General features: G+C 61.0%; 19 protein-coding genes. 7 read left to right on the forward strand and 12 right to left on the reverse strand.

The features are described from left to right. Positions 1-91 precede the first annotated feature (91 nt). Positions 92-1,033 carry an alpha/beta hydrolase gene (locus ASE80_RS21510; protein WP_056861041.1) on the reverse strand — a complete coding sequence of 314 codons (942 nt, stop codon included), beginning with the start codon at positions 1,031-1,033 and terminating at the stop codon, positions 92-94. A gap of 99 nt (positions 1,034-1,132) precedes the next feature. Here ASE80_RS21510 and ASE80_RS21515 point away from each other — a divergent pair, with 99 nt between their 5' ends. From ASE80_RS21515 to ASE80_RS21530, 4 genes are all read left to right on the forward strand, one after another. Further along, positions 1,133-1,711 (forward strand): DUF6436 domain-containing protein, encoded by a 579-nt coding sequence (locus ASE80_RS21515; RefSeq protein ID WP_056860719.1) that lies wholly within the window; start codon positions 1,133-1,135, stop codon positions 1,709-1,711. Positions 1,712-1,805: 94 nt separating this feature from the next. Further along, positions 1,806-2,162, forward strand: coding sequence for an EamA family transporter (locus ASE80_RS21520; protein WP_026013873.1), 357 nt, complete (start codon positions 1,806-1,808; stop codon positions 2,160-2,162). Continuing rightward, positions 2,162-2,575 (forward strand): DMT family transporter, encoded by a 414-nt coding sequence (locus tag ASE80_RS21525; RefSeq protein WP_017139520.1) that lies wholly within the window; start codon positions 2,162-2,164, stop codon positions 2,573-2,575. Before ASE80_RS21520 ends, ASE80_RS21525 begins: the two co-directional genes overlap by 1 nt. Continuing rightward, positions 2,572-3,789 (forward strand): DegT/DnrJ/EryC1/StrS family aminotransferase, encoded by a 1,218-nt coding sequence (locus ASE80_RS21530; RefSeq protein ID WP_056860720.1) that lies wholly within the window; start codon positions 2,572-2,574, stop codon positions 3,787-3,789. The genes ASE80_RS21525 and ASE80_RS21530 overlap by 4 nt, the downstream gene beginning before the upstream one ends. Here ASE80_RS21530 and ASE80_RS21535 read toward each other — a convergent pair. Continuing rightward, positions 3,767-4,645: an arginase family protein gene (locus ASE80_RS21535; RefSeq protein ID WP_056860721.1), complete on the reverse strand. Its 879-nt coding sequence runs from the start codon at positions 4,643-4,645 to the stop codon at positions 3,767-3,769. The two genes, ASE80_RS21530 and ASE80_RS21535, sit on opposite strands and share 23 nt — an antisense overlap. Beyond that, the gene (locus ASE80_RS21540; protein ID WP_056860722.1) at positions 4,642-5,748 is read right to left on the reverse strand and encodes a GNAT family N-acetyltransferase; all 1,107 of its coding nucleotides are present in this window, start codon (positions 5,746-5,748) and stop codon (positions 4,642-4,644) included. Before ASE80_RS21540 ends, ASE80_RS21535 begins: the two co-directional genes overlap by 4 nt. A gap of 157 nt (positions 5,749-5,905) precedes the next feature. Here ASE80_RS21540 and ASE80_RS21545 point away from each other — a divergent pair, with 157 nt between their 5' ends. Next, entirely contained in the window at positions 5,906-8,260 is a 2,355-nt protein-coding gene (locus ASE80_RS21545) for a penicillin acylase family protein (RefSeq protein WP_056860723.1), read from the forward strand. Positions 8,261-8,366: 106 nt separating this feature from the next. Here ASE80_RS21545 and ASE80_RS21550 read toward each other — a convergent pair whose 3' ends face one another. Continuing rightward, positions 8,367-9,275 (reverse strand): AraC family transcriptional regulator, encoded by a 909-nt coding sequence (locus ASE80_RS21550; RefSeq protein ID WP_056860724.1) that lies wholly within the window; start codon positions 9,273-9,275, stop codon positions 8,367-8,369. 99 nt (positions 9,276-9,374) lie between these two features. Between ASE80_RS21550 and ASE80_RS21555 the strand changes: the two genes are divergently transcribed. Next, complete coding sequence (locus ASE80_RS21555; protein WP_056860725.1) at positions 9,375-9,728, forward strand: carboxymuconolactone decarboxylase family protein; 354 nt, start codon at positions 9,375-9,377, stop codon at positions 9,726-9,728. Here the strand turns inward: ASE80_RS21555 and ASE80_RS21560 are convergent. Further along, positions 9,706-10,671 carry a GlxA family transcriptional regulator gene (locus ASE80_RS21560; RefSeq protein ID WP_056860726.1) on the reverse strand — a complete coding sequence of 322 codons (966 nt, stop codon included), beginning with the start codon at positions 10,669-10,671 and terminating at the stop codon, positions 9,706-9,708. The genes ASE80_RS21555 and ASE80_RS21560 overlap by 23 nt on opposite strands. A gap of 256 nt (positions 10,672-10,927) precedes the next feature. Between ASE80_RS21560 and ASE80_RS21565 the strand changes: the two genes are divergently transcribed. After that, the gene (locus ASE80_RS21565; protein ID WP_056860727.1) at positions 10,928-11,569 is read left to right on the forward strand and encodes an HD domain-containing protein; all 642 of its coding nucleotides are present in this window, start codon (positions 10,928-10,930) and stop codon (positions 11,567-11,569) included. A gap of 125 nt (positions 11,570-11,694) precedes the next feature. Here ASE80_RS21565 and ASE80_RS21570 read toward each other — a convergent pair whose 3' ends face one another. The 7 genes from ASE80_RS21570 to ASE80_RS21600 form a co-directional block, all read right to left on the reverse strand. After that, positions 11,695-12,579, reverse strand: coding sequence for an ABC transporter permease subunit (locus ASE80_RS21570; RefSeq protein ID WP_056860728.1), 885 nt, complete (start codon positions 12,577-12,579; stop codon positions 11,695-11,697). Continuing rightward, a complete protein-coding gene (locus ASE80_RS21575) occupies positions 12,576-13,496 on the reverse strand; it encodes an ABC transporter permease subunit (RefSeq protein ID WP_056860729.1) in 921 nt (306 codons plus the stop codon). The genes ASE80_RS21570 and ASE80_RS21575 overlap by 4 nt, the downstream gene beginning before the upstream one ends. Then, positions 13,493-14,635 carry an ABC transporter ATP-binding protein gene (locus ASE80_RS21580; protein WP_003195240.1) on the reverse strand — a complete coding sequence of 381 codons (1,143 nt, stop codon included), beginning with the start codon at positions 14,633-14,635 and terminating at the stop codon, positions 13,493-13,495. The genes ASE80_RS21575 and ASE80_RS21580 overlap by 4 nt, the downstream gene beginning before the upstream one ends. A 65-nt stretch (positions 14,636-14,700) precedes the next feature. After that, on the reverse strand, positions 14,701-15,795 hold the full coding sequence (locus tag ASE80_RS21585) for a polyamine ABC transporter substrate-binding protein (RefSeq protein WP_056860730.1): 1,095 nt from the start codon (positions 15,793-15,795) through the stop codon (positions 14,701-14,703). A 240-nt stretch (positions 15,796-16,035) separates the two neighbouring features. After that, on the reverse strand, positions 16,036-17,130 hold the full coding sequence (locus ASE80_RS21590; protein ID WP_056861042.1) for a polyamine ABC transporter substrate-binding protein: 1,095 nt from the start codon (positions 17,128-17,130) through the stop codon (positions 16,036-16,038). Between the two features lie 194 nt (positions 17,131-17,324). Beyond that, positions 17,325-18,689, reverse strand: coding sequence for an aspartate aminotransferase family protein (locus ASE80_RS21595; RefSeq protein ID WP_056860731.1), 1,365 nt, complete (start codon positions 18,687-18,689; stop codon positions 17,325-17,327). A 59-nt stretch (positions 18,690-18,748) separates the two neighbouring features. Next, complete coding sequence (locus tag ASE80_RS21600; protein WP_017139534.1) at positions 18,749-20,107, reverse strand: glutamine synthetase family protein; 1,359 nt, start codon at positions 20,105-20,107, stop codon at positions 18,749-18,751. Positions 20,108-20,144: the final 37 nt, after the last annotated feature.

Raw genomic sequence — 20,144 nt, forward strand, 5'->3', positions numbered from 1 at the left:
GGGCTTGCTCGCGAATGCGGTGGGTCAGTCAATTCATCTGTCACTGACCCACCGCATTCGCGAGCAAGCCCGCTCCCACATTTAAACTGTGTTACTTCAGATGGTCCGTCAAATACCTGAAGTACTCTTCGCGAATCTCAGGAATCTCATTGGCCAAGTGATGCCGACCACGCGGCAGCATCAACACCTGCGGCTGGTCGAACTTGCCCCGCAGCACCTGCAAATTGTGCTGCCAGTCCACCGTCATATCTTCCTCACCCTGCACGATCACCGGCCGCCGAGTGCTGCGCGGCGCAGCTTCGATGCGTTTGATCCAACGCGCCAGCGCACCCACCCAGGCGGTCGGCAGTTGGCGCGGCTGTAACGGGTCAGCTTCCAGAAAGGGTTTGAATTTGGGATCGTGGGTGTTCTCGCTGAACCGCCGTGCAATACCTTTGACGAACGGGCGCAGCAGGTAATAGCTGACCTGCGACCAACCCCACGCACGCGGCCGTACCAGGGGCGAGAGCAGGAAGGTCTTGCCCTGGGCCGGGCTGTCGGCGCCGTGGTTGAGCAGATGGTCCACCACCACCGCACCGCCGGTGCTTTGCCCGAACAGGTGCCAGGGTTGCGGCAGTTGCAGCAAATGGGCCTGCGCAAACAGCGCCTGCACCACGTCCTGGTACACCGCAAAATCGTCGATGCTGGCGCGCGCGCCACTGGAAAGCCCGTGGCCCGGCAAGTCGCAGGCGATCACTACAAACCCCTGGTCCAGCGCCCAGTCCACCACATGCCGGTACAGGCCCATATGGTCGTAGAAGCCGTGGTAAAGGAACATCGTCGCCACCGGCACCGCCGGCCACCACACCTGCGCCACCACCTGGAAGCCATCCACTTCAAAACGGCCCAAACAGCTGACGACGGGTACTTTGCGCGCCGCCAGGTCCAGCCCATAGAAACGCTGGTAGACCCGCGCCTCGGCGCTGAGCGGTTGCGCATCCACCAGTGGCCGCAAGCTCTCGCGCAGATGATCGGGGTCAAAACTCACAGGCATAAAGGCTTCCAGACTGACGGTGAAGATGAATATCGAGCTGCGATATTCATCTGTCAGGGCAAGCATGGCAAGCTACGCGACCTTCGAGGATAGTTCCGAATGCGACAACCCTACCGCTCTGCCTTGTTTGCCGGCCTGCTGTTGGTCATCTGCGCCGGCGTGCTGTGGGCGGCTTATGACTGGTTCCAGGGCCGCTATTTACGCGCATTCAGCGAACACACTGCGGTGTTTTCCGGTGATGCCCTGCGCCTGCCCGCCGAACTGGCAGGCCCAGGCCCGATTCGCCTGGTGCACTTCTGGGACCCGGCCTGCCCCTGCAACGTCGGCAACCAGCAGCACCTGGGCGAACTGATCGAGCAATACGCGCCCCAGGGCGTCGAGTTCTATGCCCTGCAAAAGGCCGGCAGCCACGGCCAACTGCCCGACAATTTGCGCAAAATGAAACCGCTCGATGCCCTGCTCGGCGCCGACCAAGTGCCGGCAACTCCGGCCGTAGGCATTTGGGATCGCAGCGGCAAACTCGCGTATTTCGGGCCATACAGCGAAGGGCTGACGTGCAATTCGAGCAACAGTTTTATCGAGCCTATCCTCAAAGCCCTTGCGGCCGGGCGCGAAGTCGATGCCACCCACACCCTGGCGGTGGGCTGCTATTGCCAGTGGAGCAAGACGTCAAACTGAACGCCGGCTGTTCGACCGGCAAACTCCGATAACCTGGCCGGCAGGCTCCTGTATTGTAAGCGTCCAGTGACATTGCAAGCAGACACGAGACTCCATGAGCCAGTTAACCATCATCCTCTGGATGCTCAACGTTATCGTCGATACGTCCGGCCAACTGGCGTTCAAAGCCGCCGCCTCGGCCAGCGCCGAGCATGACGGCCTCGCCCACTGGAAACACATGCTCAAGCGCCCGTGGATCTGGCTGGGGGTGATCTGCTATGTCTTCGAATTCGTGTTGTGGCTGGCGTTTCTCACGCTGGTGCCGTTGTCGGTCGGCGTGATGCTGGGTTCGATCAACATCGTGGTGATCATGATTGCCGGGCGTTTCCTGTTCAAGGAAAGCCTGAGCAAATGGCGGTTGATCGGCATCATGCTGATCGCCTGTGGCGTGACCGTCGTAGGGTTTGAATGATGAAACGTTTTTATATCCTGGGTTTTCTCGCGCTGATCATTTTCGACACCTTGGCGCAGGTCAGTTTCAAATTCGCCTCGGTGCATGCCGAACCCTTGACCATGGACGTCGCGTGGCTGGCCCGGGTGTTTGGCGCGCCGTGGATCTACGGCGCCTTTGTCGGCTATATCGGCGCTTTTTTCACCTGGATGACCTTGCTCAAATACGCGCCGGTAGGCCCGGCGTTTGCGGCCTCGCACCTGGAGCTGATCAGCGTGACGCTGATCTCGGTCTGGCTGTTCGATGACACCCTGACCTGGCCGAAAATCATCGGCGGCGCGCTGATCATCGCGGGCATCCTGTGCCTGGCGCGCAGTGAAGACAAAGAGAGCAAAACCGTCGAGGCCGAGCCTTCGCAGCCACTGGTGTCATGAACAAGGAAATCCCGCCCACCGCCGGCCTGCCCTTGCGCGGGCGGGATTTGCTCAGTTTATCGGGCGACCTCGCCCAGTCGCTGGCCCGCCAGTTTTCGATTCCACTGCCTGCACTGCCCTGCTCCGGCACCGCCGCACTGATCATCGCCCTGCGCGTGTTGCAGCAGCGCATGCCCGGCCGCACCCGGCTGATTGTGCCGGCGTACACCTGCCCGCTGGTGGCCTTGGCCGCGCATTACTGCCCGCCGTTGCGAGTGGTGCCCTGTGATTTGCAGCCCGCCAGCATTGACCTCGACGAGCAACACCTCAAGCAGCTGTGCGACGACAGCACCCTGGCCGTGGTGGTCACCCACCTGGCCGGGCGCGTGGCCGATGTAGACGCCGCCAAGCGTATTGCCGAGTCAGTCGGCGCCCTGGTTATCGAAGACGCCGCCCAAGCCCTGGGCGCCCTCGACGATGGCCGCAGCGTCGGGCTTAAAGGCGACGTGGGTTTTTTCAGCCTGGCATTCGGCAAAGGCCTGACCACGGCCGAAGGCGGCGTGCTGTTCAGCCGCGACCCGGTGCTGCACCAGGCATTGCACCGCCAGTGCGCGCAGGACCTGCCCTTCAGCCTGCGCTGGGAGCTGCAACGCAGCGCCGAACTCTGGGGTTACGCGTTGCTTTACCAACCGCGCGGCCTGCACTATGTGTATGGCAACGCCTTGCGCACGGCGCTGGCACAGGGCGACGAAGTAGGCGCCGTGGGCGATGACTTTTCGGTCAACGATATCCCATTGCACCGCCTCGGCGGTTATCGGCAGAAGGTCGGCGCCGCCGCACTGGCGCGCTTGCCCGACTACTTGCAGCAAGGCCGTAACCGCGCCTTGCGCCGGGCAGCACGTTTGAATGACTTGCCCGGCGTCTCGGTGATCATGGACCGGCTGGGGCAGCAAGGCACCTGGCCGTTTTTGATGGTGCTGATGCCGACCGCACGGGCGCGTGATGCCGCCATGGCGAAACTGTGGACGGCTGGGCTGGGCGTGACGCGTCTGTTTATCCACACCTTGCCGGACTACCCCGCCGTCGCCCCTTTGCTGCAACCGGGCGGCGACATTAGCCAGGCCCAGGCGTTTGCCAGCCGCACACTGTCGATCAGCAACAGCCATTGGCTGACGGACGAACACTTCGAACGCGTATTCGCCCAGCTAAAAGTTATTGTCGCCACCCCTGATTGATCCGGGCGACTAAACGGCCATTCAGCTCGTTCTGCTGTGCTTGCCAGATCTGCACCTGCGCCGGCGGCAGTTCTTCCTGGCCATCGGAGGCACTCAACCAGCGTTTGAACTTGCTCTCATAGTGGTAAGCCGAGACATCGCCGGTGATGTCCGCTCCGATGATCCGGCCCTGACAAGCGTCGATCAGGTCGTTCAAATGCTGCTCCAGAAACTCGCCCTGGTCCCAATTGGTGTTGACCACTTCGGGGCTCAGCACGTCTTTGTCGATGGACAGGTAAACCGGCAGCGTACGGTCCAACTGCGCCAGGAACGCACGCATCAGCTCGTCGGCATTGCTGAACGCACGGTTGCTGCGCCCGGCGCCGATCCAGTTCATCCAGCGCGTGTCGACGTTGACGTTCCAGTAGGTCAGCTTGCGCTTGAGCAGCGGCGACCAGTGATTCTCCCAGGCGTGGCCCAGGCCGATATCCTGCGAACCAATGCCCAGCACATGCACATGCTCGACCTGGGGCAAACGGCTGGCCCAGTAAACCCATGAGCCGCAATGGATGCCGAACGGGTAGCGCATGTTATCGGGGTGGTTGTCGCAAATGATCAGCTGAAATTTCTGCTGCGTCGGCAGGCGGTTCAGCAGCAGCTGGCTGAGGTGGTGATAATCGCCGCTGCCGGTGAACACACAGCCGTAATCCCTGGGCATCTGCGTGTGCAGGGCGGTTTCCAGTTCCTTGAACTGCGCCCAGCGGCAACCGAAGCGGATTTTTTCCTGCCAGGCCTGCAGGGGCAAGGTGATCGCGCCGGGAATGTCACTCACGGCACTGTCGAAATCGAGGATCAGCGGTGCGCGGTCCTGGCTCATTCGGGTTTCTCCTGCTGCCACTGCGCATCGCTTTCAAAGTAATGGCGGAAACGGTTGCCGAGCTTGCGCAGCAGCGGGTTGCGGATCCAGACCAAGTGGCGGGTGAACGTGAAATCGGCGCCGAGGCTGGCCTTGACCTGCGGGTCGGTCCAGCCCGCCACATAAAATTTCAGCCCATTGGCCACGGCGTACTCCAGGTTCACAAACCAGCTGACGAAGTACAGGTTGAACTCCAACGCCTGCGGATAGTTGAGCCCGATGTACTTGTCGAGCAGCTTGTCGCCCTCTACGTAGCACAGGTTGTAGCCGATCAGTTCGTCACAGTGCCAGTAGCAGAACACCCGCCCGCTGCTGCCCGCATCGCGTAGCAGGCTGCTGAAAAATTCCGCGGTGAGCAGGTCAAAGTGGATCTCGCTCTGGTCGTACACCGCCTTGTACAGGCCGTACAACTGCGCAAGCCAGGCCTCATCGTTGAAGCGCGCATCGCCAGTGTCGAGGACTTCCACCCGCAACGCTTTGCGGCTGCGCAGTTTGCGTCGGATATTGCGCCGACGGCTGTGGGACAAACGCGCCAGGTACTCGTCGATGTTGCTGAAGTTGATCGGCACATAGGCCAGCGCCTGGCCTTCCAGGCTGATAAAGCCGCGCCGGGTGCAGTCCTCGATCAAGGCCTGGGCGTAGCGGTTATCCGCCTCGCTCAGCAGCGGCGAGTCGCAGGGCACATCTTTGACCACCGTGAGTTTGCGCTGCGGCGCGCATTCTTCTTGCAGCCACTGCGCGAGGTCCTGGGGCGGTACGTTGCGGGGCAATGGCGAATATTCGCTGACCGTGGTGCCGACAAAGCAGCTGTCGATGCGCAGCCACGCATTCCAAAGACCAAACCCGGGCCAGCCGCGCACACGGTTCACGAACGCGTCTTCAGCCGTCGTCAGCAGGTCGAAGGGCGTGAAGAAGTACGGCAAGCCCTGGGCGGACAGCCGCGCGTCAAAGCCCTGTGGCGGGTGCTGCAAAAACCGGCCGATCAACGAGGGCGCTTCCAGGCAGCACGCGTAGGCAACTTCTGGGCGGCTGGAGTCTGGGATAGGTGGCGTGGCGCAAGTCATGGAAAAAAGCTCAAAGATGACCGGCGCAATAGTAGCGACTCGACACATTCTGCACTTGAACCTCGGCTGTCGCTGCGGCATATCAGCATTTCCCGCAGCCCTCGCCAAACCGATTAGACTCCGTTGACCTTCAAGGTGACTGACTCAAGGACCGTCCATGAAACGCAGCCTGACCGTGCTCGCTATCCTGATTGCCGCCCTCTTGGCCGGCGCTGGCTGGTATGTCTACAGCAAGCAACCGACCCGCCAGGGCACCGAGACACTGGCCAACCTGCAAGGCGCCGTCACGGTGCGTTATGACGACCGTGGCGTGCCGCACATTCGCGCCGAGAACGAGACCGACCTGTATCGCGCCCTGGGCTACGTGCATGCCCAGGACCGGCTGTTCCAGATGGAGATCATGCGGCGCCTGGCCCGTGGCGAGCTGGCCGAGGTGCTGGGGCCGAAGGTGCTGGAGACCGACAAACTGTTTCGCAGCCTGCGCATTCGCGAGCGCGCCTTGAGTTACGTCGAGCACATGGACCACGACTCGGCAGCCTGGAAGGCCTTGCAAGCCTACCTGGACGGCATCAACCAATATCAGGACAGCCACGCCAGCCCCATGGAGTTTGACGTGCTGGGCATCCCCAAACGACGTTTTACCGCCGAGGACACCATCAGCGTCGCCGGGTATATGGCCTACAGCTTTGCGGCCGCGTTTCGAACCGAGCCGCTGCTGACTTACGTGCGCGACCAGCTCGGCAGCGACTACCTGAAAGTCTTCGACCTCGACTGGCAACCCAAGGGCGCCCTCAACCTGGCTGCCGGCGACTGGAAATCCCTCGGCGCCCTCGCCGCCTTGAGCGACAAGGCCCTGGCCGATAATGGCTTGCCGCAATTCGAAGGCAGCAACGCCTGGGCCATCAGCGGCAGCCGCACTAAAAGTGGCAAGCCGTTGCTGGCCGGCGACCCGCATATCCGTTTCTCGGTGCCGTCGGTGTGGTACGAGGCGCAGTTGTCGGCGCCAGGCTTTGAGCTGTACGGCTATCACAACGCACTGGTACCGGTGGCGTTTTTGGGGCACAACCTGGATTTCGGCTGGAGCCTGACCATGTTCCAGAACGATGACCTCGACCTGATCGCCGAAAAGGTCAACCCGGACAACCCCAACCAGGTCTGGTACCACGGCCAATGGGTCAATATGACCAGCAGCGAACAGCAGATTGCAGTCAAGGGCCAGGCGCCGGTGACGCTCACCCTGCGTCAGTCGCCCCACGGCCCGATCATCAATGACGCGCTGGGCGAGAATGCCGGCAGCACGCCGATTGCCATGTGGTGGGCGTTCCTCGACACCGAAAACCCTATCCTCGAAGGCTTCTACGAACTCAACCGCGCCGACACCCTGGCCAAGGTGCGCGCCGCCGCCGCGAAGGTTTCGGCGCCGGGCCTGAATATCGTGTGGGCGAATGCCAAGGGCGATATCGGCTGGTGGGCGGCGGCGCAGTTGCCGATCCGCCCGGCCGGCGTCAACCCGGCATTCATTCTCGACGGCAGCACCGCCCAGGCCGACAAGCTGGGCTTCTACCCCTTCAGCGCCAACCCACAGGAAGAAAACCCGGCCCGTGGCTATGTGGTGTCGGCCAACGCCCAGCCGGCCTCACCCACCGGCGTGGAAATCCCCGGTTACTACAACCTCGCCGACCGCGGCCAGCAGTTGAACACGCAGTTGAGCGACAAAAGCGTGAAATGGGACGTGAACAACAGCCAGGCCTTGCAATTGGGTACCACCACCGCCTACGGCCCACGCTTATTGGCGCCGCTGTTGCCAGTGCTGCGTGAAGTGGTCAAGGACCCGGCGCAGTTGAAACTGGTGGAGCAGCTCGCAAGCTGGAAAGGCGACTACCCGCTGGACTCCACCAGTGCCACGCTGTTCAACCAGTTCCTGTTCAACCTCACCGACGCGGCCTTCCACCCGAAACTGGGCGACGCGATGTTCAAAACCCTGATCACCACGCGGGTGATCGACGCCGCACTGCCACGCCTGGCCGCCTCGGCGGATTCGCCGTGGTGGAACGGCAAGCGTGCCGACACGGTAAAACTCGCCTGGGACAACAGCCTGGCGCACCTCAAGGCCACCTTTGGCGATGACCCGTCGCAATGGCAGTGGGGCAAGGCCCACACCCTGACCCACGGGCACCCGCTGGGCATGCAGAAGCCGCTGGACAAGATTTTCAACGTCGGCCCATTCCCGGCGCCGGGCACCCACGAGGTGCCGAATAACCAATCGGCCATGATCGGCCCTGCGCCGTGGCCCGTGACCTATGGCCCGTCGACCCGGCGCCTGATCGACTTCGCCGACCCGGCCCATGCGTTGACCATCAACCCCGTGGGGCAAAGCGGGGTGCCGTTTGACTCGCACTATGGCGATCAGGCAGAAACCTATATCGAGGGCGGGTACGAGCAGGCGCATTTCAGTGAGGAAGAGGTGACGGCGAATACCCGTGGCACGCTGAAGCTGTTGCCTGCCCGATAACAGCCTGTAAACCCGATCAATGTGGGAGCTGGCTTGTGTGGGAGCTGGCTTGCCTGCGATAGCATCAACTCGGTCCATCAGGCAGACCGAGTTGATGCTATCGCAGTTAGTCTGTGTTCGCCCGCATGCGCCCCGGCGCCTCGCCGTAGGTTTCCTTGAACTTCTTGCTGAACGCCGCCTGGGACTGGTAACCCACCTGCGCCGCGATATCCAGCAGGCTCAGGCGTGATTGGCACAGCAGGTTGAACGCCAGCTCCATGCGCAGTTGGGTCAGCAGCACCCACGGCGACACGCCCGCGACTTTCACAAACGCCCGCATGAAGGTGGCCCGCGACATGGTGGCTGCCGCCGCCAGGCTGTCGATGGTCCACTCATGGCCGGGCTCGGCCAGCATCGCCTGCCAGGCTTTGCTCAGGCGTTTGTCGGCGAGCAAGGCGAAGGTGCCCGCCACTGGCGCCTGGCGGATCAGCCAGGTGCGCAGGATCAGGGTGAACAAGGCCTGCGACAGCGCGTCGATAAACGAGCGTGCGCCCAGTTGCTGGCCGTCCGCTTCGCTGCGCAACAAGGCAATCAGCGCTGCCAATTGCCCATCGCCCTGCCACTCACGGCTGGACACCACCAGGTAATCCGGCAACGCGCTGAACAACAACGACTGGCGGTTGTAGCGAAAGCTGCCGCAGAGCATGTCCACGTCCGGTTGCTCACCTCCCAGGCGGTGGATCGGCAACAGGCCGCCCTCAATGACGGTCTGCGCCACCGGTTTTACCCGCGCGCCCTGGCTGCGCACCAGGTGCGTCGCGCCACCGGGCATCAACAGAATGTCGCCCTCCTCCAGCGTCACCTGCTGGCCACCCGACAACTCGGCATGGCAGGTGCCCGCCAGCACAATGTGATACGGCGCTACGCCCAGCGGCTCAGGCGCGTGGTCCATGGCCCACGCGCCCTGGAACTGGCAGCGCAGGTCCAGGCTGCCGCGCAGGTTGGCCAACGCAATCAGGGTGTCGATGGAGTTCATTTGCGAGCATCGGTCAAAAAGGTGAGTGGATCGAACAAAAGCGCCAAACCTGAACCGCGCACACTGGCTTCACACCCAACCCGTTCAGGAGTTACCGCAATGTTCAATAACTGGTCCAACTTGCTTGCTAACGTGACTAAAACCTTTGGCGCGCTGGGCAAGAGCAACCCGAAGATGGTCAAAGCCTACATGGCGCTGGACGAGGCTGCCGAGGAAAACAATGTACTCGACGCCAAGACCCGTGAGCTGATTTCCATCGCCGTGGCCATCACCACACGCTGCGACGGCTGTATCGCCGCCCACGCGGATGCGGCAATCAAGGCTGGCGCGACCCGCGAAGAAGTCGCCGCCACGCTCGCCACCGCCATCTCGCTGAATGCCGGTGCTGCGTACATCTATTCGCTGCGCGCGCTGGAAGCCTACGACACGCTCACACCGGCGCCGCAAAGTTAAGCCGGAACTGTTGCGGCGTCACGCCCAGTCGGCGGTTGAACACACTGCGCATGTGCTGGGCGTCACGAAAGCCGCATTGGTAGGCCACGGTTTTCAGCGGTGCGGGGCTGCTTTCGAGCATCACCCGCGCTGCATCCACTCGCGCTCGCTCGACAAACTCGGCAGGCGTTATGCGCGCCTCACGGGCAAACACCCGGGAAAAATTACGCGCACTCATATTGGCGGCCCTGGCCAGGTCGGCAATGCCCAAATCCCCGGTCAGGTTCGCCAGCACGTACAACTGCACCAACGCCACCGCCGAGGTGCTTTCGGCGTGGGGCGTGAGGAACGGGCTGAACTGCGACTGCCCGCCCGAGCGCTGAGTGAACACCACCAGGCGCTTGGCCACGCTCAACGCGACTTCCGGGCCATGGTCCTGGGCCAGCAGGTACAGCGACAGGTCGATGCCGGCCGTGACGCCCGCCGAGGTGTAGAGATTGCCGTCCTGCACGTAGAGGCGGTCGGCATCCACCTGGGCCGAGGGGCACAGGCGCGCCAGGTCGGCGGCGTCGTTCCAATGGGTGGTGACGGTTTTGCCATCCAGCAACCCGGCGCGCGCCAGCATGAAGGCGCCATTGCAGATCGAGCCGAAACGCTGTGCGCGGGCGGCGGCGCCGCGTAGCCAATCATCAAACTGGGCGCCGAAATCCTCGAAGGGCAGCTGCGGGCCGCCGGCGACCAGTAGCAGGTCATAGGCTTGCAGGGCGTCGAAGTAATGTTTGTGGGCCTGCAATGCCAGGCCGTTGGAGGCTGCCATGGTGCCGTGGCCCAAGCCGATCACTTCAAGCTGATAATGGTCTTCGGGCGGCAGAAAACGGTTGGCCTCGCAGAACACATCCATGGGGCCGGTCACGTCCAGTGACTGGACGCCGGGGAAGATCAGGATGGCGACGGTTTTGCCCATGAACAACACACCTTCTACTGGAGGAACATAAACCCCTGTGGGAGCTGGCTTGCCTGCGATGGCATCCCCTCAGTCTAACTGACAGACCGAGTCGCCAGCATCGCAGGCAAGCCAGCTCCCACATTTGACTGCATGTGGCTTGATATCGAGCCACATTGGCCGACATCGCACCCTCGCCGCGCTAGCCGCATCGCGGGCACGCGACCAGACTTCACTCATCGGCGCCACCCCCGGCGCTTTGTTGAGGAGAACGACCATGAGCAACGCCATCGCCGGCATCCAGATCCCGGACAGCGCCCTGGCCAAGGCCACTACCGAATACATCCGCGACGTCGAGTCCGACTTGCTTTACCACCACTCCCGCCGGGTGTTTCTGTTCGGTGCGTTGAGCGGTGAGCGCAAGCAACTGGCCTACAACCCCGAACTGCTTTACGTCGGCGCGATGTTCCATGACCTGGGCCTGGTCGAAGGCCATCGCAGTGACAACGAGCGTTTCGAAGTGGACGGCGCCAATGCAGCGGCCGCGTTCCTCAAGCCTTACGGGCTGAGCGATGACGATATCGAACAAGTGTGGTTGTCGATCGCCCTGCACACCACGCCGGGCGTGCCGCAGCACTTACGCCCGACCGTGGCACTGGTGACCGCAGGCGTTGAGATGGACGTGCTGGGCATGGACTACGCCGCCTTTTCCAGCGTGCAGCGCGAAGCCGTGGTGCATGCGCATCCACGCGGCGAAGGGTTCAAGGAATGCATCATCTGCGCGTTTGCCGACGGCTTGCGTCATCGCCCGCAGACCACGTTTGGCAACGTGAAGACCGATGTGCTGGTGGATCAGGAGCCGGGGTTCAAGCCGATGAATTTTGTCGAGGTGATTCGCAAGTCGCCGTGGGCTGCCTGACCAGATCGTTCCAACGCTCTGCGTGGGAATGCAGCCATGGACGCTCCGCGTCCGCTCTTGGGAGCGTGACGCAGAGCGTCACAGGAGGCGTTCCCACGCGGAGCGTGGGAACGATCTTTATCAGGTTAGACCGGCGCAGGCGCCCGGCGCTTGTCCGGTTGCTGCCAACCGTCCGCCGCCGCTTCTTCGATGGCTTGTTGGATCGCCTTCTTGCGCATCTCTTCGGCCCGACGGCTGAAGAACCACACCAGGAAGGTCACCAACGACACCGCCAGCAGAATCAAACTGGCCACGGCGTTGATCTCGGGTTTAACCCCCAGACGCACCGCCGAGAACACTTCCATCGGCAACGTCGTCGAACCCGGCCCCGACACGAAGCTGGCCAATACCAGGTCGTCCAGCGACAGCGCGAACGACATCATGCCACCCGCCGCCAGCGACGGCGCGATCATCGGGATGGTGATCAGGAAGAACACCTTCCAGGGCCGTGCACCCAAGTCCATCGCCGCTTCTTCGATCGACAGGTCCAGCTCACGCAAGCGCGCCGACACCACGACCGCCACATACGCCGCGCAGAACGTGGTGTGAGCGATCCAGATGGTGACGATGCCACGTTCCTGGGGCCAGCCGATCATCTGCGCCATCGCCACGAACAGCAGCAACAGCGACAGACCAGTGATCACTTCGGGCATCACCAATGGCGCAGTCACCAGGCCGCCGAACAGCGTGCGACCCTTGAAGTGGCTGATACGGGTCAGCACGAACGCCGCCAGCGTTCCCAGTGCCACCGCGGCCACAGCCGTGTAGCAGGCAATTTCCAGCGAGCGCGCCACCGAGCCCATCAACTGGGTGTTGTCCAGCAGGCCCACGTACCACTTGATCGACCAACCGCCCCACACTGTTACCAGTTTGGATTCGTTGAACGAGTAGATCACCAGGATCAGCATCGGCAGGTAGATAAACAGCAACCCCGCCACCAGCATGAAACTCGAGAAACTGAAGCGCTTCATATCTTGCCCTCCATCTCTTTGGCTTGGCTGCGGTTAAACAGGATGATCGGCACGATCAGGATCGCCAGCATCACCACCGCCAGGGCAGACGCCACCGGCCAGTCACGGTTGTTGAAGAATTCTTGCCACAGCACTTTACCGATCATCAGGGTTTCCGGGCCGCCGAGCAGTTCAGGAATCACGAACTCGCCCACCACCGGGATAAACACCAGCATGCAACCGGCGATGATGCCGTTCTTGGACAGCGGCACGGTGATTTTCCAGAAGCTGTTGAAGGTACTCGAACCGAGGTCCGATGCGGCTTCCAGCAGGCTTTGGTCGTGTTTGACCAGGTTGGCGTACAGCGGCAGGATCATGAACGGCAGGTACGAATAGACCACGCCGATATACACCGCAATGTTGGTGTTGAGGATCTGCAGCGGCTCGTTGATCAGCCCGATGGACATCAGGAAGCCGTTGAGCAACCCGTTGTTGCTGAGGATGCCCATCCACGCATACACACGGATCAGGATCGCAGTCCAGGTAGGCATCATGATCAGCAGCACCAGCACGGTCTGCATCTCTTTGCGCGCGGTGGCGATGGCGTAGGCCATCGGGTAGCCAATCAGCAGGCACAGCAGCGTGCTGAAAAACGCCATCTTCAGCGAGCCCAGGTAGGCGGCGATGTACAACTCGTCGCCCGCCAGCAGGCTGTAGTTGGCCAGGTTCAGCACCACTTGCAGCTTTTGCTCAACGTAGGTGTAGATCTCGGTGTAAGGCGGGATCGCCACGTCGGCTTCGGCAAAGCTGATTTTCAATACGATGAAAAACGGCAGTGCGAAAAACAGAAACAGCCAGAGGAATGGAATCCCGATGACCACCTGCTTGCCATTGGGGATTATGCGATCCAAGCGCCGCTTGAACTTCTTCATATTCATGAGCGAAGTACCACGCCGCTGTCGTCTTCCCACCACACGTACACCTGGTCACCCCAGGTTGGGCGCTGGCCACGGCGTTCGGCGTTGGCCACGAAGGACTGCACCAGCTTGCCGCTCGGCAGTTCCACGTAGAACACCGAATGGCCGCCCAGGTAGGCGATGTCGTGCACCTTGCCGCTGGACCAGTTGTGTTCGCAGGTCGGCATTTCGGTGGTGACCAGCAGTTTTTCCGGGCGGATCGCGTAGGTCACCGACTTGTCTTCCACCGAGGTGGCGATGCCGTAGCCCACGTAGATGTCGCGGTCCAGGTCCGGGCACTTGAGCACCGCGTGGCCTTCGGCGTCGTCCACCACTTGGGTGTCGAAGATGTTGACGTTGCCGATGAACTCGCACACCAGGCGGCTGGTGGGGGTTTCGTAGATGTCGATCGGGCTGCCGATCTGCGCGATCCAGCCCAGGTGCATGATCGCGATGCGCTCGGCCATGGTCATGGCCTCTTCCTGGTCGTGGGTCACCATCACGCAGGTCACGCCCACGCGCTCGATGATTTCCACCAGTTCCAGCTGCATCTGCGAACGCAGTTTTTTGTCCAATGCGCCCATCGGCTCATCGAGCAGCAGCAGTTTCGGGCGCTTGGCCAGGGAACGTGCCAACGCCACACGCTGGCGCTGGCCACCGGACAGCTGGTGCGGCTTGCGCTTGGCGTACTGGCTCATCTGCACCAGCTTGAGCATCTCGGCCACGCGGGCGTCGACTTCAGCCTTGGGGATCTTGTCCTGTTGCAGGCCGAAGGCGATGTTCTGCGCCACAGTCATGTGCGGGAACAAGGCGTAGGACTGGAACATCATGTTGATCGGCCGCTCGTACGGCGGCATGTCGGTGATGTCCACACCGTCGAGGTAGATGCGACCTTCCGTTGGGCGCTCGAAGCCTGCGAGCATGCGCAGCAGGGTGGATTTGCCCGAACCCGATCCGCCGAGCAAGGCGAAGATCTCGCCTTTTTTGATTTCCAGGGACACATCGTCCACGGCAATCGTCTCGTCGAACTTCTTCGTGACCCGGTCGATTTTGACCAACACCTTTTTCGGTGTCTGGTCGCCCTCGAGGGCTTTCTTATAGGCGCCGGAGGCAACTGCCATTTACGAAACTCCCAACAAAATTTGAGGTTCGCCCAAGACGGGCGAAACCTTGGATAGTTTGAGCTTTACTTGCCCGTCTTGACCTTGGTCCAGCTACGGGTCATTAAGCGCTGCACTTTCGGGGGTAGCTCGAAGTTGACGAACGTCCGGTCGAGAACCGCCTGCGGTGGGTAAACCGCTGCGTCAGTGCGTATCGATTGCTCCATCAGTTTGTCCGCCCCTGGGTTAGGGTTGGCATAACCGACTTGATCACTGACCTGAGCGATCACCTCAGGTTGCAGTAAATAGTTGATGAAGGCGTGGGCCTCTTTGACGTTGGTGGCATCCGCCGGGATCGCCAGCACGTCAAACCACAAATTGCCGCCTTCTTTGGGAATCGTGTAGGCGATCTTCACGCCTTTGCCAGCTTCAGCCGCACGGGCCTTGGCCTGGAACACATCCCCGGAGAAACCGGCCGCCACGCAAATGTTGCCGTTGGCCAGGTCCGAGATGTATTTGGAAGAATGGAAATAGGTCACGTAGGGCCGCACTTTGAGCAGCTTCTCTTCGGCCTTCTTGTAGTCTTCGGGGTTGGTGCTGTTGGGGTTCAGGCCCATGTAGTTGAGCACCGCCGGCAGCATTTCATCGGCCGAGTCCATGAACGATACGCCACAGGTGGCGAGCTTCTTCATGTTCTCCGGTTCGAACAGCACGGCCCAGGAATCGATATGGTCGACGCCCAGCACTTCTTTGACTTTGTCGACGTTGTAACCGATGCCGTTGGTGCCCCACAGGTACGGTACGGCGTACTGGTTACCCGGATCGTTCTTTTCCAGGCGCTTAAGCAGCGCCGGGTCGAGGTTTGCATAGTTCGTCAGCAATGACTTGTCGAGCTTCTGGAACGCCCCGGCCTTGATCTGCTTGCCGAGGAAATGGTTGGACGGCACCACCACGTCGTAACCGGTACGACCGGCGAGCAACTTGCCTTCCAGGGTTTCGTTGGAATCAAACACGTCATACACGGGCTTGATGCCAGTCGCCTTTTCAAAGTTGGCCAGGGTGTCCGGGCCAATGTAGTCCGACCAGTTATAAATATGCACCGTCGGTGCGGCCTGCACGCTCACAGCCAGCGTAATACCTGCACCCACCAGCATGGCTTTGCGAAATAAAGAAATTGGCAAGTGGAGGTCCTCTTAAATAGTTGGGCCTTGAAGTTGTTGCCCGGCAACAAAACCGGCGCGCAACTTACCCTCGATAAACCGATCCGGCAAAACTTTCTGTCATTTAATTTGTGGGGGCGGGCTATGTGGGAGCGGGCTTGCTCGCGAAAGCGGAGTATCAGTTGATACATCCGCTGGCTGACACACCGTCTTCGCGAGCAAGCCCGCCCCCACACAAGCCACTCCCACAGCTTTTAAGGCTTACTTACCAGACTTGATCTTGGTCCAGCTGCGTGTCATTTCACGCTGGGTTGCAGCCGGCAAGTCAGCAATGGCGTAGAGCTTGGCCTGCACATCGGCTGGCGGGTAGATGCCCGGGTCGCTGGTGATGTCTTTGTCGACCAGTGCGGTAGCCTTCTCGTTACCGTTCGGGAAACGCACGCTGTTGGTGATCGAGGCCATGACTTCCGGCTTGAGCAGGTAGTTCATGAACTTGTAGGCGGCGTCGACGTTTTCGGCATCTTTAGGGATGGCGACCATGTCGAAGAAGCTGCCGGCACCTTCTTTCGGAATGTCGTAGGCCACTTTGACCTTGCCACCGGCTTCAGCCGCGCGGGACTTGGCCTGCTGGATGTCACCCGAGTAACCCACGGCTACGCAGATGTTGCCGTTGGCCAGGTCCGAGATGTACTTGGACGAGTGGAAGTAGCCGATCGATTGACGCAGCTTGAGGAACAGGTCTTCAGCTTGCTTGAGGTCAGCTTTCTTTTGGGTGTCGGTCGGCAGGCCCAGGTAGTGCAGTGCCACCGGCAGCATTTCGGTTGGCGAATCAAGGAAGCTCACACCGCAGCTTTTGAGCTTGGCGATGTTCTCAGGCTTGAGCAGCACGTCCCACGAGTCGATCTTGTCGATACCCAGTGCAGCCTTGACCTTCTCCGGGTTGTAGCCGATGCCGATCGAGCCCCACATGTACGGGAAAGCGTGCTTGTTGTCCGGGTCGCTGATGGACACGGCTTTAAGCAGGGATTTGTTCAGGTTGTCGTAGTTAGTCAGCTTGGACTTGTCCAGCTCCTGATAGACACCGGCCTTGATCTGCTTGGCGAGGAAGTTGTTCGACGGCACGACGATGTCGTAACCGGACTTGCCTGCCAGCAACTTGGCTTCGAGGGTCTCGTTGCTGTCAAAAACGTCGTACACCACCTTGATGCCGGACTCTTTTTCAAAGTTGGCGATGGTGTCCGGTGCAATGTAGTCGGACCAGTTGTACACGTGCAGGACTTTATCGTCTGCCTGGGCCGCGCCCGCCATTGCGCCCAACAGGGACAAGGCGAGGAGGGTCTTGCCAGCGTTCTTCAAACCTAATGCCTTCATTTGGTGATGCTCCAATTTTTCTTTTTTGGGCCACGTTCTTACAGTGTTAAGCGGCCCGTTAAAGGGCAACAAAACAGGGCGACAGTCTGGCAAGTTCCGAGGCCGGCTTTCAACCAAAGCCTCATTTATAGCTGCTCAGAATGCAGCGCCCGAAAGCCGCTGCGTTCTGAGCCTAGCACTTAGCCCTGCAATGCCGCCAAAGTCAGGTCCAGGCAATGGCGAGCCTTGGTCACCAGCTCGTCGATTTCCGCATTGCTGATCACCAGCGGCGGCGAAATGATCATGGTGTCGCCTACGGCGCGCATGATCAGGCCATTCTCGAAGCAGAACGTGCGGCAGATCATGCCCACACCACGGCCTTCGTAACGTTTGCGCGTGGCCTTGTCCTGCACCAGCTCAATCGCCCCGAGCATGCCCACACCGCGCACTTCACCCACCAGCGGGTGGTCAGCCAGTTCCCTCAGACGTTTCTGCAAATACGGTGCCGCTTCTTCGTGCACACGCTTAATGATTTTTTCATCACGCATGATGCGGATGTTTTCCAGGGCCACGGCGGCGGCCACCGGGTGACCGGAATACGTGAAGCCGTGGTTGAAATCGCCGCCTTCGTTGAGCACGGCAACCACGTCGTCGTGCACGATCAGGCCGCCCATGGGGATGTAACCCGAGGTCAGGCCTTTGGCGATGGTCATCATGTGCGGCTTGAGGTCGTAGAAATCGCTGCCGAACCATTCGCCGGTACGGCCGAAACCGCAGATCACTTCGTCGGCGACGAACAGGATGTCGTACTTGTCGAGGATTTCCTTGATGCGCGGCCAGTAGGTCTCAGGCGGCACGATCACGCCACCGGCACCCTGGATCGGCTCGGCAATAAAGGCCCCGACGTTGTCCACGCCCAGCTCCAGAATCTTTTCTTCGAGCTGGTTGGCGGCCCAGACCCCGAACTCTTCCGGGCTCATGTCGCCGCCTTCGCCATACCAGTAAGGCTGGGCGATGTGGGTGATGCCCGGGATCGGCAAGTCGCCCTGTTCGTGCATATAAGTCATGCCGCCCAGGCTGGCGCCGGCCACGGTGGAGCCGTGGTAGCCGTTCTTGCGGCTGATGATGGTTTTCTTGTTCGGCTGGCCCTTGATCGCCCAGTAATGGCGGACCATACGCAGCATGGTGTCGTTGCCTTCGGAGCCGGAGCCGGTGAAGAACACGTGGTTCATGCCGACAGGTGCGACATCGGCGATGACTTTGGCCAACTCCAGCACCGGCGGGTGCGCGGTCTGGAAGAACAGGTTGTAGTACGGCAGTTCTTTCATCTGTTTGGCGGCGGCTTCAGCCAGCTCGTCGCGACCGTAACCGATCGCCACGCACCACAGGCCGGCCATGCCGTCGAGGATCTTGTTGCCTTCGCTGTCCCACAGGTAAACGCCGTGGGCTTTGGTGATGATCCGTGGGCCTTTCTCTTTCAATTGCTTGAAGTCGCTGAACGGCGCCAGGTGGTGATCATTGCTCAAGGCTTGCCATTCACGGGTTTGCGGGTTGTTGCTGGACATACCGGTCTCCTAGACTTTTTCGGTGAAGGGCGCGCAGGTTGCCCCGCGCGCCCGGCGCATCAGACGGCGAAGAGCAGGAATTCCCGCTCCCACGAACTGATCACGCGCTTGAAGTTTTCATGCTCGGCCCGCTTGACCGCGACGTAGCCTGTGATGAATTTCTGCCCCAGGTACTTCTCGATGGTCTTGCTGTTTTCCATACGCTCCAGGGCGTCTTCGATGGTCAACGGCAGGCGCAGGTTGCGGCGCTCGTAACCACGGCCCACCACGGGTGCGCTGGGGTTATGGCCTTCGACCATGCCGATGTAGCCACACAGCAAGCTGGCGGCAATCGCCAGGTACGGGTTGGCATCGGCGCCTGGCAGGCGGTTTTCGACGCGGCGGTTCTGCGGCCCGGCATCCGGTACGCGCAGGCCGACGGTGCGGTTTTCTTCACCCCATTCCACGTTCACCGGCGCCGAGGTGTCGGGCAGGAAGCGGCGGAACGAGTTCACGTTGGGGGCAAACAGCGGCAGCAATTCAGGAATGAATTTCTGCAGGCCGCCAATGTGGTTAAGGAACAGCTGGCTCATGGTCCCGTCTTCATTGGAGAAGACGTTCTTGCCGGTGGCGATGTCGATGATGCTCTGGTGCAAGTGCATCGCGCTGCCCGGCTCGCCGGTCATCGGCTTGGCCATAAAGGTGGCGGCCACGTTGTGCTTGAGCGCGGCTTCACGCATGGTGCGCTTGAACACCAGAATCTGGTCGGCCAGGGACAGGGCATCGCCGTGACGGAAGTTGATTTCCATCTGCGCCGTGCCGTCCTCGTGAATCAGCGTGTCGAGGTCCAGTTCCTGCAGTTCGCACCAGTCGTAGACGTCTTCGAACAACGGGTCGAATTCGTTGGCGGCTTCTATAGAGAAGGACTGGCGACCGGTTTCCGGGCGACCGGAACGGCCAATCGGCGGTTGCAGCGGGAAGTCCGGGTCTTCGCAGCGCTTGGTCAGGTAGAACTCCATCTCCGGCGCCACGATCGGCTGCCAGCCCCGGTCGGAATAGAGCTTGAGTACCTTCTTGAGCACGTTGCGCGGCGACAGCTCGATGGGGTTGCCTTGCTTGTCGTAGGTGTCGTGGATCACCTGGGCGGTCGGCTCGATGGCCCAAGGCACCAGGAATACCGCGTTCTGGTCGGGGCGGCAGATCATGTCGATGTCGGCCGGGTCGAGCAATTCGTAATAGATGTCGTCTTCGACATAGTCGCCGGTCACGGTCTGCAACAGAACGCTCTCGGGCAGGCGCATGCCTTTTTCGGCGATGAACTTGTTGGTCGGCGAGATCTTGCCCCGGGTGATGCCCGTGAGGTCGCCAATCATGCATTCGACTTCTGTGATCTTGTGGTCTTTCAACCAATCGGTGAGCTGGTCGAGGTTGTTACTCATAAATGCCTCTGGGCTGTGTTTCCTGACATCCATTAAA

It is taken from the genome of Pseudomonas sp. Leaf15 (assembly GCF_001421425.1).
Lineage (GTDB): Bacteria > Pseudomonadota > Gammaproteobacteria > Pseudomonadales > Pseudomonadaceae > Aquipseudomonas > Aquipseudomonas salomonii.

Coding starts and splice junctions, on each gene's coding strand:
- ASE80_RS21540 (WP_056860722.1), bottom strand. CDS start 5,748: ATGACTTGCGCCACGCCACCTATCCCAGACTCCAGCCGCCCAGAAGTT.
- ASE80_RS21525 (WP_017139520.1), top strand. CDS start 2,162: ATGAAACGTTTTTATATCCTGGGTTTTCTCGCGCTGATCATTTTCGAC.
- ASE80_RS21515 (WP_056860719.1), top strand. CDS start 1,133: ATGCGACAACCCTACCGCTCTGCCTTGTTTGCCGGCCTGCTGTTGGTC.
- ASE80_RS21580 (WP_003195240.1), bottom strand. CDS start 14,635: ATGGCAGTTGCCTCCGGCGCCTATAAGAAAGCCCTCGAGGGCGACCAG.
- ASE80_RS21520 (WP_026013873.1), top strand. CDS start 1,806: ATGAGCCAGTTAACCATCATCCTCTGGATGCTCAACGTTATCGTCGAT.
- ASE80_RS21560 (WP_056860726.1), bottom strand. CDS start 10,671: ATGGGCAAAACCGTCGCCATCCTGATCTTCCCCGGCGTCCAGTCACTG.
- ASE80_RS21570 (WP_056860728.1), bottom strand. CDS start 12,579: ATGAAGCGCTTCAGTTTCTCGAGTTTCATGCTGGTGGCGGGGTTGCTG.
- ASE80_RS21555 (WP_056860725.1), top strand. CDS start 9,375: ATGTTCAATAACTGGTCCAACTTGCTTGCTAACGTGACTAAAACCTTT.
- ASE80_RS21530 (WP_056860720.1), top strand. CDS start 2,572: ATGAACAAGGAAATCCCGCCCACCGCCGGCCTGCCCTTGCGCGGGCGG.
- ASE80_RS21600 (WP_017139534.1), bottom strand. CDS start 20,107: ATGAGTAACAACCTCGACCAGCTCACCGATTGGTTGAAAGACCACAAG.
- ASE80_RS21510 (WP_056861041.1), bottom strand. CDS start 1,033: ATGCCTGTGAGTTTTGACCCCGATCATCTGCGCGAGAGCTTGCGGCCA.
- ASE80_RS21595 (WP_056860731.1), bottom strand. CDS start 18,689: ATGTCCAGCAACAACCCGCAAACCCGTGAATGGCAAGCCTTGAGCAAT.
- ASE80_RS21565 (WP_056860727.1), top strand. CDS start 10,928: ATGAGCAACGCCATCGCCGGCATCCAGATCCCGGACAGCGCCCTGGCC.
- ASE80_RS21575 (WP_056860729.1), bottom strand. CDS start 13,496: ATGAATATGAAGAAGTTCAAGCGGCGCTTGGATCGCATAATCCCCAAT.
- ASE80_RS21550 (WP_056860724.1), bottom strand. CDS start 9,275: ATGAACTCCATCGACACCCTGATTGCGTTGGCCAACCTGCGCGGCAGC.
- ASE80_RS21545 (WP_056860723.1), top strand. CDS start 5,906: ATGAAACGCAGCCTGACCGTGCTCGCTATCCTGATTGCCGCCCTCTTG.
- ASE80_RS21535 (WP_056860721.1), bottom strand. CDS start 4,645: ATGAGCCAGGACCGCGCACCGCTGATCCTCGATTTCGACAGTGCCGTG.